Genomic DNA, 15,512 nt, shown 5'->3' with positions numbered 1-15,512 from the left:
CACTCAGACGTTGATCATCAGACTGCATAACCCGGGCCAGATTATGTAACAGTCAGAAACAAAAAACTCCGTATCTGGCCCTTGCGGAACCAGAATACAGAGTTTTTTGGAATTTGCCTGAACAGGAGCTGTTCTTTACGCAAGCCTTACGCGGCGGCGAACAGCTGCTCGCTGATCTTCGCTTGCGCGGCGCTCATGGCGTTGTTGCGCACTTCTTCGCCGTAGGCCAGGCCTTCGGCACGCACGACTTCGATGTCGGTGATGCCGAGGAAGCCAAAGACCAGTTTCAGGTAGTCTTCGTGTGCCACGCCCGAAGCTTGACCGGCGTGGATGCCGCCAGCGGTGGAAACGATCACTACTTTCTTGCCGCCGCACAGGCCTTCAGGGCCGGCTTCGGTGTAACGGAAGGTCTGGCCGGCGACGGCGATGCGGTCGATCCAGGCTTTGAGCTGGGTCGGCACGGTGAAGTTGTACATCGGTGCAGCGACGACGATAGCGTCAGCGGCGATGAATTCGGCCAGGGTGGTGGCGCTCAGTTCGGCTTCGTGCTGTTGTGCGGCGTTGCGCAGTTCAGCGGTGGTGCCGGCAGCAACCAGGGTGGTCGACGAGAAGTGGCTGATGGCATCAGCGGCCAGATCGCGGTAGGTCACAACAGCGCTTGGCTCGGCGGCTTGCCAGGCTTTAGTGACTTGACTGCTCAGCTGACGGGAAGCGGAGTTGTCGCCCAGAATGCTCGAATCGATGTGCAGCAGTTTCATGTGGAATCTCCTGGAATGAATCGCCGGTGGCGACGGAATGGAGACAATCCTACCGACGAAACCAATAGCTGATTAGACGGCAACAATGCGATAGTTTGTCCCACTGATAGAACAGTCGGGTTTCTCCATGCAAGACCTCAACGATCTCTACTATTTCGCCAAAGTGGTCGAGGCTGGCGGTTTCGCCGCCGCCGGCCGCTTGCTCGGCATTCCCAAGTCACGCCTGTCGCGGCGCATCGCCGAGCTGGAAGAACGCCTTGGCGCACGTTTGCTGCAACGCACCACCCGCCAATTGAAGCTGACGGCGGTCGGCGAACGCTATCTGCGTCACTGTCAGGCCATGCTGCTGGAAGCGGAAATGGCCGATGAAACAGTGGCCAGCATGTCCAGCGAGCCTCGCGGACGCTTGCGGGTTTCCAGTCCCACGGGGCTGGCCCATGAAATGCTCCCGGTGGTGATCAGCAATTTCCTTGGCAAATACCCTCAGGTGCAGCTGGAAGTCACCCTGATCAATCGACGGGTCGACCTGATCACCGAAGGCATCGACGTGGCCCTGCGCGTGCGCGAACACGGCGATGAAGAACCGATGCTGGTGACCCGCCGCCTGCGTCAGGCGCAGATGGTGGTGGTCGCAAGCCCTTCCTTTATGCAGGGCGTGGAAATCAATCATCCGCAGGACCTGAAGAACCTGCCGGTGCTGGGCGCTCTGGAAGCCGATCGCATGGTGCATGTGCGCCTGCTCGATCAGCACGGCAAGAGTTGCGATCTGGCGCTGGAAGCCCGGCTGGGCATCGACGATTTCATCGTGCGCAAGGCCTGTGTGCTGGCCGGCCAGGGTTTCACCCTGCTGCCGATGATGTATTGCGAAACGGAACTGAACAACGGCACGCTGGTGCAGTTGTTGCCTGATTGGTCACTGCCCGGCGGCTGGCTGCAAGCGGTGTATCCGCATCGGCGCGGGGTGATGCCGGCGGTGCGCGCATGGATCGATCATCTGGTCGAATCGTTCAATGCCTGTGGAGAACGGCTGTTATGAAACAAGGAAAGATGAGCGAACAGGATGTCGCGGACTTCTGCCTGGCCCTGCCCGGTGCCAGGGAAGACTACAAATGGGGTGGCGTGCGAGTGTTTTCGATTGCCGGCAACAAGATGTTCGCCTTGCAGGGACTGCGCGGTGATTCGCTGGCGTTCAAGGTCGACAAGGACCTGTTTCTCGGTCATTGCGACCGGCCGGGCATTCACCCGGCGCCGTACCTTGCCCGGGCGCAATGGATCATCATGTACCCGCCCTACCCGCTGGGCGCCGAGGAACTGCAAGGCTTGCTGCAGCGTTCCCACCAACTGGTGGTCAGCAAGCTGCCCAAGCGCGTGCAGGTCGGGCTGCTGCTTTAGAACAACGCCAGGAGGTTCGAACCGAGAAACAACTGATCGATCCAGAACACCTGATGCAAAGCCACAATCATCCAGAACAACACCTGAAACGACACCTTGCGCGTCTTGTGCCGGAAGACCTGCTGGGCGATCAACGCGCCCGGCCAGCCACCGGCCAGTTCCACCGCGTGCAGGATGTTTTCCGGTGTGCGCCAAGCGTCGGCGCGGGCCTTGCGCTTGTCCGCCCAGTACAGGAAAAACGCCAGCACGCTGACCAGCCCGTAAGCCGTCAGCGGTACCAGGGAAATCCCGCGCAGCCACATCGACAACGAGCCGAACAGTGGCAGCGCGCAGACGATCAGCAGCACCACCAGTTTCAATTTCAAGTGCTGGATATTGCCACCGGAAGGACCGCGATCCGGGCGGCGTGCGCGGGAGTCGCTCATGGCTTGGCTGCCGTCCAGTCGACCCAGCCGAACTGCCACGTTGCCAGAATCACCAGACCGAAGACGATCCGGTACCAGGCAAACGCCGCGTAGCTATGGCTGCCGATGAACTTGAGCAGGCCGCGCACCGCGATCATGGCGAAGATAAACGCGGTGACGAAACCGATGGCGAATACCGGGAAGTCCGCCGGTACGAACAGGTCGCGATACTTGTAGCCCGAATACACCGCCGCACCGACCATGGTCGGCATCGCCAGGAAGAACGAGAACTCGGTGGCGGTCTTGCGCGACAGGCCGAACAACAGGCCGCCGATGATGGTCGAGCCGGAGCGCGAAGTGCCGGGGATCATCGCCAGGCACTGGGCGAAGCCGATCTTCAGCGCATCCGTCCAGCGAATCTCGTCGACCGTTTCGGCGTGCACTTCATGCTGACGCTGCTCGGCCCACAACATCACGATGCCGCCCACCACCAGCGCGGCGGCCACGGTGATCGGATTGAACAGGTAGTGGTGAATCAAGTCGGCGAAGACCACTCCCAGCACCACGGCGGGCAGGAAGGCGATCAGCAGGTTGGCGGTGAAGCGCCGCGCACTCGGCTGGGTCGGCAGGCCAATGACCACGTCGAGAATCTTGCGTCGGAATTCCCAGACCACCGCGAGAATCGCACCAAGCTGGATGATGATGTTGAACGCCATGGCCCGCTCGCCTCCGAAATCGAGCAAGTCGGCAACAATGATCTGGTGTCCGGTACTGGAAATGGGCAAAAACTCCGTCAGCCCCTCTACAACTCCTAGAATCAGTGCCTGCAAGGCCGTCCAAAGATCCATCAATCCCCCAGAGAGCGATGCACAGAGGCATGCCCCGATAGTATTTTTTACGTTCACTGCGTTCAGCGTAGCTGGTTAAAGCTGTACCGATTCCGCGCGCACAGGATCCACACGAAACAGTCAAAATTCCGTGAAAAATCAATTTCGATTCAGGTTTTCACGCGCGGGGCCGAAATCCTAACAGACAAGCCGTAATAGCGCTGCCGCGTTCTACGACTTGGGTCGCGTATGCCCGGTCACCGAAACGTGGTTGGATGCTGGCGGTGGTTTATTACAAGAAAAAGAATCCGGAGTGACAGCGTTATGAACAGCTTGCGCAGTGTGTCGATCAGCCGACGCTTGTGGCTCATCTTGATTGTGGCCGTGGTCATGCTGTTGACGTTGGGCGTGTTGATGCTCAAGCAGATCCATGATGACCTCTACCACGCCAAGGCCCAGAAAACCCAGCATGTGGTGCAGACCGCCAGCGGTTTGCTGACTTACTACCAAGGCCTCGAAGCCGCAGGAACCCTGACCCGCGATGTGGCACAGAAACAGGCGCTGACCGCGATCCGTGGCCTGCGCTATGACCAGAACGACTATTTCTGGATCAACGACCTTGCGCCCGTGATGGTCATGCACCCGACCAATCCCAAGCTCGAAGGCCAGAACCTCTCGGCGATCCGCGACCCGGACGGCTTTGCGGTGTTCAATGAAATGGTCGCCATCGCCAAGGCCAAGGGCGCCGGCATGGTCGACTATCGCTGGCCCAAGCCCGGTGCCAGTGAACCGGTGGCCAAGACCTCTTACGTGAAATTGTTCGAGCCATGGGGCTGGGTCATCGGTTCGGGCGTGTACGTCGACGACGTGCAGGCCGAGTTCCAGGACCAGGTGATCAAGGCATCCGTGGTCGGACTGGTCATCGCGGTGATCATGGCGCTGCTGGTGATTCTGATTGCCCGCAGCATCGTTCGTCCGTTGCAGGAAACCGTGAACGCCATGGCCAACATCGCCAGCGGCGAAAGCGATCTGACCCGCAGCCTCGACACCCACGGCCAGGACGAAGTCACTCAGTTGGCGCATCACTTCAATGCCTTCACCGCCAAACTGCGCCGGGTGATCGGGGACTTGCAGCTATCCGCCAGTGCATTGGGCCAATCGTCCAGCGAGCTGGGCAACGATGCTGCGCAGGCTCAGCAACGCAGCCAGCAGCAGTCGCAGCAGATGGAGCTGGTAGCCACTGCCGTCAACGAAGTGACCTACGGCGTACAGGACGTGGCGAAGAACGCCGAACACGCCGCCAGCGAAATGCGTGACGCCGAAGCCCAGGCCCAGCAGGGCCAGATCAACATCGACGGCAGCCTGCAACAGATCGACAAGCTCTCCGGCACCATCGATCAAGCGGTGGAAGTCATCCGCACGCTGGCGACTGAAAGCACGCAGATCGGCAGCGTGCTGGAGGTGATCCGCTCGATCGCCGAGCAGACCAACCTGCTGGCCCTCAACGCCGCGATTGAAGCGGCTCGGGCCGGCGAACAGGGGCGCGGTTTTGCGGTGGTGGCCGACGAAGTGCGTTTGCTGGCGCAGCGCACGCAGAAGTCCACGGCGGAAATCCAGACGATGATCGAACGCCTGCAAAACCACTCCGAAGCCGCCGTGAAGGTGATCGGCGACAGCAGCAAGGCCTCGCAACTGACCATCGAACAGGCCGGTCTGGCCAGCGCCAGCCTGAACGCGATCGGCCAGGCCCTGCGTAACCTCAATGGCCTGAACGCCTCGATTGCCAGCGCAACGCTGCAGCAGGCGCATGTGGTCGAAGACATCAACCAGAACGTTACCCAGGCGGCGGGCTTGTCTCACAGCACGGCACTGGCGGCCGAGCAGTCGAGCGTGGCGAGTGTGAAACTCGGCCAGCTCAGCGAACAACTGAACGGGCTGCTGCGCCAGTTCCGCGTCTGATCCCTGCAACAGGTGGGAACTCGTTTCCCACCTGTTTTTCGGTACAATCCGCTCCCTTCCCAACTCCCCCAAGGATCCTGCATGTCCGGGCTAGAACTGTTTGCCGCCGCCCTCGGCGTGATCGCCGTGTGGCTCACGGTCAAACAGAATCCGTGGTGCTGGCCGATCGGACTGGTCATGGTGTCGCTCTACACCTGGGTGTTCTTCGAGGTGAAGCTGTATTCGGACATGCTGCTGCAGGTCGTGTATGCCGGGCTGCAAATCTATGGCTGGTGGCAATGGACGCGGGCCGGGACGATGCATGACGGGCGTGAAGTCAGCCGGCTCGACAATCGCTCGATTGCGCAGGGCCTGGCCATCGGTGCGGTCGGCAGTCTGCTGCTGGGCGCGGCCATGGCCCATTGGACCGACGCGGCGCAACCATGGCTCGACGCAGCGCTGACCGGTTTCAGCCTGGTCGCGCAATTCTGGATGGCCCACAAACGCCTGCAATGCTGGGCGCTGTGGTTCGTGCTGGATGTGATCTTCGTCGGACTGTTCCTCTATAAAGGGCTGTACCTCACGGCGGCGCTGTATGCCCTGTTCACCCTGATCGCGGTGCAAGGCTGGCGCGAATGGCGTGCCGATCCGGCGTTGCAACGATGAAAGTGATTGTGCTGACCGGTCCCGAGTCTACGGGCAAGAGCTGGCTGGCGGCCGGGATTCAACAGCAGTTCGGCGGTTTGCGGGTGGACGAATATGTGCGCTGGTTCATCGAGCAGAACCCTCGGGATACCTGCCTGGCCGACGTCCCCGAGATCGCGCGCGGCCAGTTGCAATGGGAAGACGCAGCACGCGCGCAGCAGCCGCGCCTGTTGATTCTCGACACGCATCTGCTGAGCAACATGCTGTGGAGCCAGACGTTATTCGGCGAGTGCCCGCCCTGGCTGGAAACCGAGTTGCTGGCCCGTCATTACGACCTGCACCTGCTCCTGTCCCCGGAGCAGATCGAATGGACGGACGACGGTCAGCGCTGCCAGCCCGACTTGAGCGAACGACTCGCGTTCTATCAGGCGACCCGTACATGGCTGGAAAACCATCACCAACCCTTGCAGATCATCAAGGGCGACTGGGCCGAACGCCAGCAGCGGGCCTTCGATGCGGTGCACACCTTGCTCGCGGACTGACCCGATTTGCGGGGCGTTTGACCCGCCGTATCCCCCTGCTTTGGGGGAAAAGTGTCCATTCCTGAAACACTCCTTCAGGTGCAAAGTGCCCGTCTCAAGGCCCTTCATCCCTTTGTCATCCGACTTGTTACGCCACTGAAACACCTGCGCGCAAACCCTTGGTCCAGAGCTTTGCACTGTCTTTAACGGGTTGCGCAGGCAGTGTTTTGTTTCATCGATGAAACAGCTGTTGTATCAGCCCCACGCTCAATCCACTCAACACATTGAAACTCAAAGACATTTCAAAAGCGGCACAGCTTTCGCTCTCTCCTTCACAACGCTGAACAGGCTCAGCCCACTGAAGAAGGAATTGCCGCCGTGGGGAATATCAAAAAAGCCTTTACCTGCCTTCTGCTGATCGGATCAGCCGCCAGCCCGTTTCTCAGTTTCAACGTTCAGGCCGAAGGCAACGGCGTGATCGTGCTCAATCGTGATGTCCAGCCGATCCCGATCGGTCGCAGCGGTGGCAAAGACCCCTATCCGACCACCGTCAATGCCAACCCGTCTGCCCGCATCAATTCGACGCTCAGCAATACCGAACTCAGTGATGGTGACTTTGCCCGTGTAGCCAGCGGCTCTTCCATCCGCGGCAACATCAACACCCCCAGCTCAAACCTGCCCGGCATGAACAACCTGACCAACCAGAACGGCCTGCCCGGCATGAGCGGCGGTCATGGCGGCGGTGCCGGCAGCTCGATTTCCAATACCGTAAACCGCGCGATGAGTTCCGGTCTCGCTCCGTTGACCCGAATGGCTGGAGGCCAGTGACATGAATCGTTCCCTGCTCCTGCTTGCCCTGCTCGGTTGCTCCAGTGTGATGGCCGATCCCAGCGCTGTGAACAACGCGAACATTCAAGACTCCGGTGCTCAGTACCGCGGCAACTTCAACGTCAACCAGGCCGCTGGCGATCAGATGCAGCAGGCCAACGTCAAGGCGATTGCCATTGGCACCGAGTCCCACGCCAGGACCAGCGTGCAGCAGAAAATCGACACCCCCGCCGACCGCTCGATCAACGCGAGCGCCAACATCGGCGGCACCTCTTTCAGTAACGGCAACGGGATCCTTGGCGTGAACCAAGGCGCCGGGGCCAACAACCAGATGGCCAACGTCACGCGCGTCAGCATCAGTGCTGGCCCGCAGGCCGTTGACGATAGCGCCCTTTCCCAACAGAACGTGGCGTTGTTACCGAGCTCAGGAGCAACTGGCACCTCACCCGGCAGTCGCCAGGTCACGACAAGTGATCAGGCCTTCACCGGCAGCCGAGGGGTAATCCAGGTGAACCAGAGTGCCGGGGTGGGGAACCGAATGGCTAACACCCTGAGCATCCGGGTCGCTGACTGACCCAAACAACAAAAGCAGTGCAATTAGAAAGTACCAACACTTAACCAACTAATAAGCACGGAGAAACACCATGAAACCTACAATGGCCCTCAAACCACTGGTTTTCGCACTTGCAGCAGTGATGGCAATCGCAGCACAGGCAGGCGGTCGTGATGATGATCACGGTCATGGTAACGGGCACGGCAACGGTCATGGCAACCATGGTCCGAAAGGCCCAACCCTGGAACAACTGCTGCAAATTACCGCCGGCGCCGGCGCTGCAGTGCTCGATGCACAAAACAGCGATGGCAACGTGGTGAAAAACCAGGGCACCGTCAACAATGCCAACGCCAGTGACTCGCTCAATGGCTCCAACGGCAACATGGGCGCCAACGTTGCAGCCGGTGACGGCAACCAACAAGACAACGCCGCGGCCCTGGCTACCGCCGACGAAAGCTTCATCTTCGGCACCGCTGTTGCTGCCTCGAGTGCCACTCAAGTCAACAACAACAACTATGTGAAAAACTCGTCCACCTTCAATAACGCCACGCTCAACAATGCAGGCAACAATGGTTCCGGCAACATCGGTATCAACGTGACCTCCGGCAACTTCAACCAACAGAAAAACAACCTGGCAATCGCCGTATCGGGTGGTCGTGTAGCCACTGCCGCTGCTGCTGCCAACCAGTCCTCCACTGGCCTGGTCGTCGACAACAAAGGCGTGCAGACCTACAAAAAAGACACCCTTACCGGTACCTTCGCAGCCGCTGGCGTGTTCAAGGCCAAAGGCACTGCGACCATCGAAGACGATGACCACCACGGTGGTTATGGCAATCGTGGCGGCGGCCACGGCGGCAACGATGACCAGAAAGCCAAGTTCGAAGCCGTGGGTACCTTTGGCCTCGCTGGCGTCACCACTCAGCAAGTGCTGACCAAAGATGGCTGGAAAGCACCTGTTGTGAACAATGCCAACATGACCAACTCGATGAACAACTTCTCCGGCAACGGCGGAGCCAACGTCTCGGCGGGTGTGGGCAACCAACAAAGCAACTCGCTGTCCATCGCTGCAGGTTGCAAAGCCTGCATGTAATCGCGATCGAAACGAAAGCCCCGGAAACGGGGCTTTTCCTCAGTCCCAAAGGCGTATCGATCATGCGTAAGGCTGCCCTCCTCGCTCTGCTTTGCTTCTGCGGCCTGACCCAGGCTGCCCAGATGCCCGTTGCTGCCTTGCCTGGCGGCACGCTCGTCTACAAGAACGTGCAAAGCATCCGTGAGCGCAAGTTTGCCGACATCGTCGAACAGAAAACCGACTTCAGTTGCGGCGCCGCCGCACTGGCCACGGTATTGCGCCAGGCTTATTGGCTCGACGTCGATGAGGAGCACATCATCAAAGGCATGCTGGTCAACGCTGACCAGGACCTTGTTCGTACTCAGGGTTTTTCCATGCTGGACATGAAGCGCTACATAGAAAGCATCGGCATGCGCGCCAGGGGCTACAAGATTCCACCGGAAAAACTCGACGCAGTCACGATCCCGGTGGTGGTACTGATGGAAATTCGCGGCTACAAGCATTTCGTGGTGATGCAGCGGGCGGACAAGGATTGGGTTTACATCGGAGACCCGGTTTTAGGACACAAACGCTACTCCCATGATGACTTTGTCAAAGGTTGGAACGGCATTGTCTTTGCCATCGTCGGCCCCGGATATGACAAGGCCAATGCCTTGCGCAGCCCTCCGGTACCGGTGACGGCCAAAAACAAGCTGGATGCCTTCAACCCGGTCAAAGATGCTGAATTGATGGACTTCGGGTTCATACAGAGCGACTTCTTTTAATCGCCGATTACAAGAGTGGGGCTGGATGTCCCGGGAGCAGCAGATGAAAACCTCATACTGGCTGGCCGCCGCCTGCCTGGCAGCAAGCGCGTCAGGCTATGCCAATGCAGGATTCAAACCCATCGAAATCAAGGACCAGGAGCTCGCAGAGCTGCGCGGTCGTTATGTCATGCCGGGCCGGATCATCAGCTTCGGTGTCGTCATGAGCAGTACCTGGCGCAACGCCAGTGGAGATCTGATCGGGGCATCGGCCTCGATGCAATTGCAGGCCGCTTCGGTCAAACCTGAATTCTACGTCTCGACCATCAAGGAACACGGCAATGGCAGTACCCCGGAACTGGGGACTGGCAATGTCATTGGTGGCGCAGCCCTGAACACCTCGCAAGGCGTCACGCAAAGCGTACGCGCGGCGGGCGACAGCAATACCGCTTACAACAACGTTGCGATCAACGTCAAAGAGGCCAGTCAGGCCCCCGCCCTGGTGCCTGCCCAAGGGCAAGCTCTTACAGCCGGTCAGACCATCACCGGCAGCAACGCCGCCGGGAGTGTTGCAGTCTCTGCCACCGGCGGCGGCGTTCAGATGGCCATTCAGGCCAGCGGCAACCAGGGCACAGCACTGCAACAGGTCGCTCAGAGCGGGCTGCTGCAGAACACTCGCCTGCTGGGCAATGCAAACGTAGTCAACAACCTGACCCAACTCAACGTTGTCCTGAACAATAACGGCAGAAGTGCCGGCGCACTGGACTGCAACCTGACTCAACTCGGGGCGCTACGCAATATCGGATATTGAACTACGCTGAGTCTCGATCATTGGGCTTAAAGGGACGGCTTATTCATGTATCGATCAGTATCACTGCGTGCTGCTGTATGTTTGAGTACTCTTCTACCCGCGGCGATGCTGCAAGCAGCACCCGACGCCGATGTAGAAGCCCTGAAACAGGAACTTCTGGAGCTTAAGCAACGATACGAAGTACAACAGAAAGCCCTGGCGGTGCTCGAACAACGGGTCCGCCAGGTCGAAGAGCAACCCGCCTCTCCGCCCCCAAAACGCCTGGCCAAATCGCCTTCGGACATGAAAGGCAACCGGGTGGCTGCAGGGACCGGGGCTGCAGGGACCGGGGCTGCAGCAGCGTCGGGGGGCGCCGCCGGGGGCAGCGGCGCATCCTATGGCCAGTCGCTGGCCGACGATTCACAACCGGCACAGAGTGTGTCCAACCTGTACGACGAAGCCAGCGGCTTCTTTGGCGGCGGCAAGTTCAGCTTTGAAACCGGCGTGACCTATTCACGCTATGACACCCGCCAGCTGATCCTCAACGGCTTCCTCGCTCTGGACTCGATTTTTCTCGGCAACATCAACCTCGACCGGATCAAGGCCGACACCTGGACACTAGACCTGACGGGGCGCTACAACTTCGACAATCGCTGGCAGTTCGACCTGAACGTGCCGGTGGTCTACCGTGAATCGACCTATCAGTCCGGCGGCGGCAACGGCGGCGCCTCCAACGTCACCACCGAACAGGACGTCAGCCGCGACCCGACTCTGGGCGACGTCAACTTCGGCATTGCGTACAAGTTCCTGGACGAGTCGGTCAATACCCCGGACGCCGTGGTTTCCTTGCGGGTCAAGGCGCCTACCGGCAAGGACCCGTTCGGAATCAAGCTGCGCCAGACCGATGCCAACTCGAACCTGTTTGTGCCTGACACCCTGCCTACCGGCAACGGCGTCTGGTCGATCACACCGGGCATCTCGCTGGTCAAGACGTTTGACCCGGCCGTGCTGTTCGGCAGCCTGTCCTACACCCATAACTTCGAGGAATCGTTCGACGACATCAGTTCGACCGTCAACCAGAAAAACCCGGGCAAGGTCCGCATCGGCGACAGCTTCCAGATCGGCGCGGGTGTTGCCTTCGCACTGAACGAGAAGATGAGTATGTCGTTCTCTGTCTCGGACCTGGTGCAACGCAAGAGCAAGCTGAAACAGGATGGCGGGGATTGGGAATCGGTGGTGTCCAGCGACGCCAACGCCGGTTACTTCAACGTCGGCATGACCATTGCGGCTACCGACAACCTGACTATCGTGCCCAACCTGTCCATCGGCATGACGGACGATGCCCCGGACTTCTCCTTCAGCCTGAAATTCCCGTACTACTTCTAATCCGCAACATCATGAAAAGGCCCGCTGCGACTTGCATCGCAGCGGGCCTTTTCAGCTTCCCGGGCCAGGGAAGCGCCGCGCCCTAGCGGATCTGGTGCTTGTGCAGCAAACGGTAGAAAGTCGGCCGGGAAACCCCCAGCACCTTGGCGGCAACACTGAGGTTGTCACTGTGGCGGTTCAATACATCGCAAAGGGCCTGGCGTTCGGCGCGGGTCTTGTAGTCTTCAAGGGTGCCCATGGGTGCCGCGATCGACTGCTGGCTGATCAGCCCCAGGTCACGGGCCTCGATCTGCCGTCCTTCGGCCAGCACCAGCCCCCGACGCACGCGGTTGGCCAGTTCGCGGACATTGCCCGGCCAGTCGTGCTTGCCCATGGCAATCAGCGCATCTTCACTGAAGCTGCGCGGACGACGGCCGGTTTCGTGACTGTAGAAATGGGAAAAATGGTTGGCCAGCATCGACAGATCGCCGTGGCGCTCGCGTAACGGCGCGGTCACTACTTGCAGCACATTGAGCCGGTAGTACAAATCCTCACGAAAGCGCTTCTTCTCGATGGCGGCCTCAAGGTCGACGTGAGTCGCTGCCAACACCCGCACATCAACCGGGATCGGTTGACTGCCGCCGACCCGTTCAATGTGTTTTTCCTGAAGAAAGCGCAACAGATTGGCTTGCAGTTCCAGTGGCAGATCGCCGATTTCATCGAGAAACAAGGTGCCGCCGTTGGCTGCTTCGATACGTCCGACCTTGCGCTGATGGGCGCCGGTGAACGCGCCTTTCTCGTGGCCGAACAGCTCGGACTGGATCAAATGTTCGGGAATTGCCCCGCAGTTGATCGCAACAAACGGTTTGCTGTGCCGTTGCGACTGCCGGTGCAGGGTGCGGGCGACGAGTTCTTTACCGGTCCCGCTTTCTCCGCGAATAAGCACAGGCGACTCGGTGGGAGCCAGTTTACTCAGCAGTTTGCGCAGCTCGCGGATCGGTTTGCTGTCGCCCAGCAGCTCGTGCTCCGGCTGATCGACGTGAATCGTGCCCTGGCCACGCAGGCGGGCCATGCCGAACGCGCGACCGAGGGTGACCTGCACCCGGGAGACGTCGAACGGCAAGGTATGGAAATCAAAAAACCATTCGCAGACGAAGTCGCCGACGTTCTGCAAGCGCAGCACTTCCTGATTCAACACGGCGATCCATTCGGTGCCGCTGCGGCTGATCAGTTCTTTGACGGCTTCGGGACGTTCCAGGTGAAAAGGCTGTAAACGCAGCAGGCCGACATCGCAGCTTCGGTCGGCGGCATTTTCCAGGCTGCAACTGTCGACGTCCCAACCCACGGCACGCAAACCCGGCAACAATCGGTGACAGTCGTCGCACGGGTCGACGACCAGTAAACGTCGTAATGCAGGCGCTTCGTTCATGACTGTTCCTTGGCGCCAAATTTTAGGAAATGATCGTAAAAACAGTCATTTGGCGAACCTGACTGTTACATTAGCAAGAATTTGACGGGGCCTTGTATCGATTGCTTATAGGTGTACAAGTGAAGCAGTTATAAGAAAGCGCTTTATTAGTTAGCTATCGACTTGATTCTTTCGCCAGGCTTTCAAAAACCGGTCGGAATATTGAAGGTATGAAAGAAATTCGAAATTTCTTCAAATCCGGTGTGACCTGCCAACGGGTTGCGTGCATCAGTACAAGTAACTCGCCGAACGGTAAGCCCAACCGACGGCACATCACTTGATTGGGCACTTAAAGAGAGAAGACCCCATGACCGCCCCGCTCCGTATCAACGAAGCTCTTTTGATTGCCAACCGCGCATTTGAACCGTTTCAATGCGTCGCCTGGGCCCCACAAGATGGCAATGGCGAACTTTGCCTCACCGTGATCGACCGCACCAACTCCCACATCGGTCGTACCCAGATCCCAAGCAGTGCCTACTCTGATCCAGCGCAACTTGAACACCTGTTGCAACAAGCCCGCGCCGAACTGAGCGAAGAAGGCTATACGTTGCAATCCTGGTCGATGCCACACTGATAGTTGCGGGTAATGCGGATGACGCTCAAGTCATCCGCCCTCTTCTGTTAGTTGCCAATCTTTTTCCAACTTCAGTCTTTTGTACAACTTTCCTCGATACTTTCGCGCCTGAATACTTGGCAGGCTTGCGACTGGTTCAAAAAGACACTGTTCTGGCACAGTGCGACTCTCCACCTGTTAGTTCTGTCAGTTGTACTTGCGCGTATTCAGGGATTGAATGTCTCGCTCATGCAGTTACCCGTTCCGCCTCCCGGAAATCGGTCGACTCGCAAGGAGAAGCATGCATGTCAACCCAGACCGCCATCGCGTTGCCGACGCTAGCGAAAAATGCCGGACAACTCGACAAAACTTTTTCCAGTAATGGTGTGGCGCAGGTTTACTTCGCCGGCAGTACGTCCAGCCTGACCCAGAGCGTGGCACTTGATGCGCAAGGTCGGATTCTGGTCGCCGCCAAAGTCGGCACGGCTCAGGGCAACTGCTTCGGTCTGGCCCGCTTGCTCGGGGACGGATCGGCGGACCTTGGCTTCGGTAATCAAGGCAGCGTGATCGGCCGGTTCGCCAGCGGATTCGAAGCGACGGGCAGCAAGGTTCAGGTCTTGCCCGACGGGCGGATTCTGCTGGCAGGCCTGCACTATGAATCGGAACACTGCACCCTTCCCGCCCTGGCCCTGTTCGACGCCCAAGGCCGGCCTGACCCGGACTTCGGCGACAACGGCCGACAAATCGTTCGCTTGCCCGGCGACCTGTCCATGGGCACCCGCGACGCCTGGCTCCCGCCGGGCGTTCCGGGCGCCGAAGCCTGCGATTTTGCGGTGCAACCGGACGGACGTATCCTGTTGATCGCCAACCATCACTTCGAACTGGCCGATCACGTCGGCATGCTGATCCGCCTCACACCCGATGGCAGACTCGACCCGTCGTTCAACGGTCGCGGCTTCGTCATGGTTCGCCACTTGCTGCTCAATACCTGGCTCGGCAGCGTGCTGCTGCAAGGAGACGGAAGAATCGTGGTGGCCGGCTCCATCGATTTCCCACAGGAAGGCCTGCTCGCCCGCTACCTGCCGGACGGCCAGCTCGATGAACGTTTTGCGGTGGACGGCTTCATGGCCTTCAAAGTCCAGGGGCACAGTGCACTGGTCAATCAGGTCATCCAGTCGGCGGAGCATTTGCATTGTTTTGGCAGCAGCCGCGATCCGATTCGATGCATGGCGCAGTCTGTCCATGGCAACGGCCGCCCTGACCTGCACTGCAACGGTGGTCAACCGCATTTGCTGGCAATCGGCTCCAGCGGCTGCCAGTGGAGCGCGGCGCAGGTAATGCCGGACGGACGCATGATCGCGGTTGGCGCGACGATCGGCGGTGTTGAAGCCGATTTCATCGTCGCCCGCTATCTGGCCAACGGCAGCCTTGATCGAAGCTTCGGTTCCGGTAATGGCTGGTTGCGCACGCGACTGGGGCGCAGCCTCGATACGGCCACCTCGGTGGCGATACAGCCTGACGGGGGAATTCTGGTGGGCGGCTATTCGCTGGATGGCAACTACCGTGCGATGGTGGCGCGGTATCTGAATCACTGATGCGAATCCGACTGCACTTGATCTTGCCCATCGCTTACGGCAACTTGCGCGCTTCTTAATACA

17 protein-coding genes are annotated in these 15,512 nt (G+C 59.4%); 13 read left to right on the top strand and 4 right to left on the bottom strand.

Translation table 11 applies throughout. The annotated features are described in order from the left end of the window. Nucleotides 1-146: 146 nt before the first annotated feature. Entirely contained in the window at nt 147-758 is a 612-nt protein-coding gene (locus ACKUG4_RS02095) for an FMN-dependent NADH-azoreductase (RefSeq protein WP_039768205.1), read from the bottom strand. A gap of 127 nt (nt 759-885) precedes the next feature. On the opposite strand from ACKUG4_RS02095, the gene ACKUG4_RS02090 reads away from it, so the two are divergent. Next, nucleotides 886-1,794: a LysR substrate-binding domain-containing protein gene (locus ACKUG4_RS02090; RefSeq protein ID WP_064596388.1), complete on the top strand. Its 909-nt coding sequence runs from the start codon at nt 886-888 to the stop codon at nt 1,792-1,794. Beyond that, nucleotides 1,791-2,150, top strand: a complete 360-nt coding sequence (locus ACKUG4_RS02085) for an MmcQ/YjbR family DNA-binding protein (protein WP_445433298.1) — start codon at nt 1,791-1,793, stop codon at nt 2,148-2,150. The genes ACKUG4_RS02090 and ACKUG4_RS02085 overlap by 4 nt, the downstream gene beginning before the upstream one ends. On the opposite strand, the gene ACKUG4_RS02080 is transcribed toward ACKUG4_RS02085, so the two are convergent. Both ACKUG4_RS02080 and ACKUG4_RS02075 read right to left on the bottom strand, forming a co-directional pair. After that, nucleotides 2,147-2,575 (bottom strand): DUF1294 domain-containing protein, encoded by a 429-nt coding sequence (locus ACKUG4_RS02080; protein WP_039768201.1) that lies wholly within the window; start codon nt 2,573-2,575, stop codon nt 2,147-2,149. The genes ACKUG4_RS02085 and ACKUG4_RS02080 overlap by 4 nt on opposite strands. Beyond that, complete coding sequence (locus ACKUG4_RS02075; RefSeq protein WP_039768199.1) at nt 2,572-3,402, bottom strand: undecaprenyl-diphosphate phosphatase; 831 nt, start codon at nt 3,400-3,402, stop codon at nt 2,572-2,574. Before ACKUG4_RS02075 ends, ACKUG4_RS02080 begins: the two co-directional genes overlap by 4 nt. Before the next feature lie 303 nt (nt 3,403-3,705). Here ACKUG4_RS02075 and ACKUG4_RS02070 point away from each other — a divergent pair, with 303 nt between their 5' ends. The 9 genes from ACKUG4_RS02070 to fapF all read left to right on the top strand — a co-directional run bounded on the left by ACKUG4_RS02070 (nt 3,706) and on the right by fapF (nt 11,854). Then, a complete protein-coding gene (locus ACKUG4_RS02070; RefSeq protein WP_445433297.1) occupies nt 3,706-5,340 on the top strand; it encodes a methyl-accepting chemotaxis protein in 1,635 nt (544 codons plus the stop codon). A gap of 81 nt (nt 5,341-5,421) precedes the next feature. Then, nucleotides 5,422-5,985 carry a nicotinamide riboside transporter PnuC gene (gene pnuC, locus ACKUG4_RS02065; RefSeq protein WP_007957471.1) on the top strand — a complete coding sequence of 188 codons (564 nt, stop codon included), beginning with the start codon at nt 5,422-5,424 and terminating at the stop codon, nt 5,983-5,985. Continuing rightward, entirely contained in the window at nt 5,982-6,506 is a 525-nt protein-coding gene (locus ACKUG4_RS02060; RefSeq protein ID WP_445433296.1) for an AAA family ATPase, read from the top strand. Before pnuC ends, ACKUG4_RS02060 begins: the two co-directional genes overlap by 4 nt. 357 nt (nt 6,507-6,863) lie before the next feature. Next, entirely contained in the window at nt 6,864-7,313 is a 450-nt protein-coding gene (gene fapA, locus ACKUG4_RS02055; RefSeq protein ID WP_064596378.1) for a functional amyloid chaperone FapA, read from the top strand. A gap of 1 nt (nt 7,314) precedes the next feature. Beyond that, nucleotides 7,315-7,887 carry a fibril amyloid subunit FapB gene (gene fapB, locus ACKUG4_RS02050; protein ID WP_039768194.1) on the top strand — a complete coding sequence of 191 codons (573 nt, stop codon included), beginning with the start codon at nt 7,315-7,317 and terminating at the stop codon, nt 7,885-7,887. Between the two features lie 70 nt (nt 7,888-7,957). Then, nucleotides 7,958-8,956 carry an amyloid-like fimbrin subunit FapC gene (fapC, locus tag ACKUG4_RS02045; RefSeq protein WP_064596376.1) on the top strand — a complete coding sequence of 333 codons (999 nt, stop codon included), beginning with the start codon at nt 7,958-7,960 and terminating at the stop codon, nt 8,954-8,956. Nucleotides 8,957-9,018: 62 nt separating this feature from the next. Further along, a complete protein-coding gene (gene fapD, locus ACKUG4_RS02040) occupies nt 9,019-9,699 on the top strand; it encodes a fibril amyloid maturation endopeptidase FapD (protein ID WP_445433477.1) in 681 nt (226 codons plus the stop codon). Nucleotides 9,700-9,742: 43 nt separating this feature from the next. After that, nucleotides 9,743-10,489, top strand: coding sequence for a fibril amyloid subunit FapE (fapE, locus tag ACKUG4_RS02035; protein ID WP_064596374.1), 747 nt, complete (start codon nt 9,743-9,745; stop codon nt 10,487-10,489). Between the two features lie 45 nt (nt 10,490-10,534). Next, nucleotides 10,535-11,854, top strand: coding sequence for a fibril amyloid transporter FapF (gene fapF / locus ACKUG4_RS02030; protein ID WP_445433295.1), 1,320 nt, complete (start codon nt 10,535-10,537; stop codon nt 11,852-11,854). Nucleotides 11,855-11,936: 82 nt separating this feature from the next. On the opposite strand, the gene ACKUG4_RS02025 is transcribed toward fapF, so the two are convergent. Further along, the gene (locus ACKUG4_RS02025) at nt 11,937-13,262 is read right to left on the bottom strand and encodes a sigma-54 dependent transcriptional regulator (protein ID WP_039768186.1); all 1,326 of its coding nucleotides are present in this window, start codon (nt 13,260-13,262) and stop codon (nt 11,937-11,939) included. Nucleotides 13,263-13,608: 346 nt separating this feature from the next. Here ACKUG4_RS02025 and ACKUG4_RS02020 point away from each other — a divergent pair, with 346 nt between their 5' ends. Further along, entirely contained in the window at nt 13,609-13,875 is a 267-nt protein-coding gene (locus ACKUG4_RS02020; RefSeq protein ID WP_085611679.1) for a hypothetical protein, read from the top strand. A 284-nt stretch (nt 13,876-14,159) separates the two neighbouring features. After that, entirely contained in the window at nt 14,160-15,449 is a 1,290-nt protein-coding gene (locus tag ACKUG4_RS02015) for an NHL repeat-containing protein (protein WP_064596372.1), read from the top strand. The last annotated feature ends 63 nt before the right edge of the window (nt 15,450-15,512 follow it).

The organism is Candidatus Pseudomonas auctus (genome assembly GCF_048654275.1).
Lineage (GTDB): Bacteria > Pseudomonadota > Gammaproteobacteria > Pseudomonadales > Pseudomonadaceae > Aquipseudomonas > Aquipseudomonas pharyngis.
The sequence above is the reverse complement of the archived record's forward strand: the minus strand, read 5'-3'. Positions and strand labels throughout refer to the sequence as shown.

Bases quoted from the DNA above. Each gene is read 5' to 3' on its own strand.
- ACKUG4_RS02095 (WP_039768205.1), bottom strand. From the start codon at position 758: ATGAAACTGCTGCACATCGATTCGAGCATTCTGGGCGACAACTCCGCT.
- ACKUG4_RS02090 (WP_064596388.1), top strand. From the start codon at position 886: ATGCAAGACCTCAACGATCTCTACTATTTCGCCAAAGTGGTCGAGGCT.
- ACKUG4_RS02085 (WP_445433298.1), top strand. From the start codon at position 1,791: ATGAAACAAGGAAAGATGAGCGAACAGGATGTCGCGGACTTCTGCCTG.
- ACKUG4_RS02080 (WP_039768201.1), bottom strand. From the start codon at position 2,575: ATGAGCGACTCCCGCGCACGCCGCCCGGATCGCGGTCCTTCCGGTGGC.
- ACKUG4_RS02075 (WP_039768199.1), bottom strand. From the start codon at position 3,402: ATGGATCTTTGGACGGCCTTGCAGGCACTGATTCTAGGAGTTGTAGAG.
- ACKUG4_RS02070 (WP_445433297.1), top strand. From the start codon at position 3,706: ATGAACAGCTTGCGCAGTGTGTCGATCAGCCGACGCTTGTGGCTCATC.
- pnuC (WP_007957471.1), top strand. From the start codon at position 5,422: ATGTCCGGGCTAGAACTGTTTGCCGCCGCCCTCGGCGTGATCGCCGTG.
- ACKUG4_RS02060 (WP_445433296.1), top strand. From the start codon at position 5,982: ATGAAAGTGATTGTGCTGACCGGTCCCGAGTCTACGGGCAAGAGCTGG.
- fapB (WP_039768194.1), top strand. From the start codon at position 7,315: ATGAATCGTTCCCTGCTCCTGCTTGCCCTGCTCGGTTGCTCCAGTGTG.
- fapC (WP_064596376.1), top strand. From the start codon at position 7,958: ATGAAACCTACAATGGCCCTCAAACCACTGGTTTTCGCACTTGCAGCA.
- fapD (WP_445433477.1), top strand. From the start codon at position 9,019: ATGCGTAAGGCTGCCCTCCTCGCTCTGCTTTGCTTCTGCGGCCTGACC.
- fapE (WP_064596374.1), top strand. From the start codon at position 9,743: ATGAAAACCTCATACTGGCTGGCCGCCGCCTGCCTGGCAGCAAGCGCG.
- fapF (WP_445433295.1), top strand. From the start codon at position 10,535: ATGTATCGATCAGTATCACTGCGTGCTGCTGTATGTTTGAGTACTCTT.
- ACKUG4_RS02025 (WP_039768186.1), bottom strand. From the start codon at position 13,262: ATGAACGAAGCGCCTGCATTACGACGTTTACTGGTCGTCGACCCGTGC.
- ACKUG4_RS02020 (WP_085611679.1), top strand. From the start codon at position 13,609: ATGACCGCCCCGCTCCGTATCAACGAAGCTCTTTTGATTGCCAACCGC.
- ACKUG4_RS02015 (WP_064596372.1), top strand. From the start codon at position 14,160: ATGTCAACCCAGACCGCCATCGCGTTGCCGACGCTAGCGAAAAATGCC.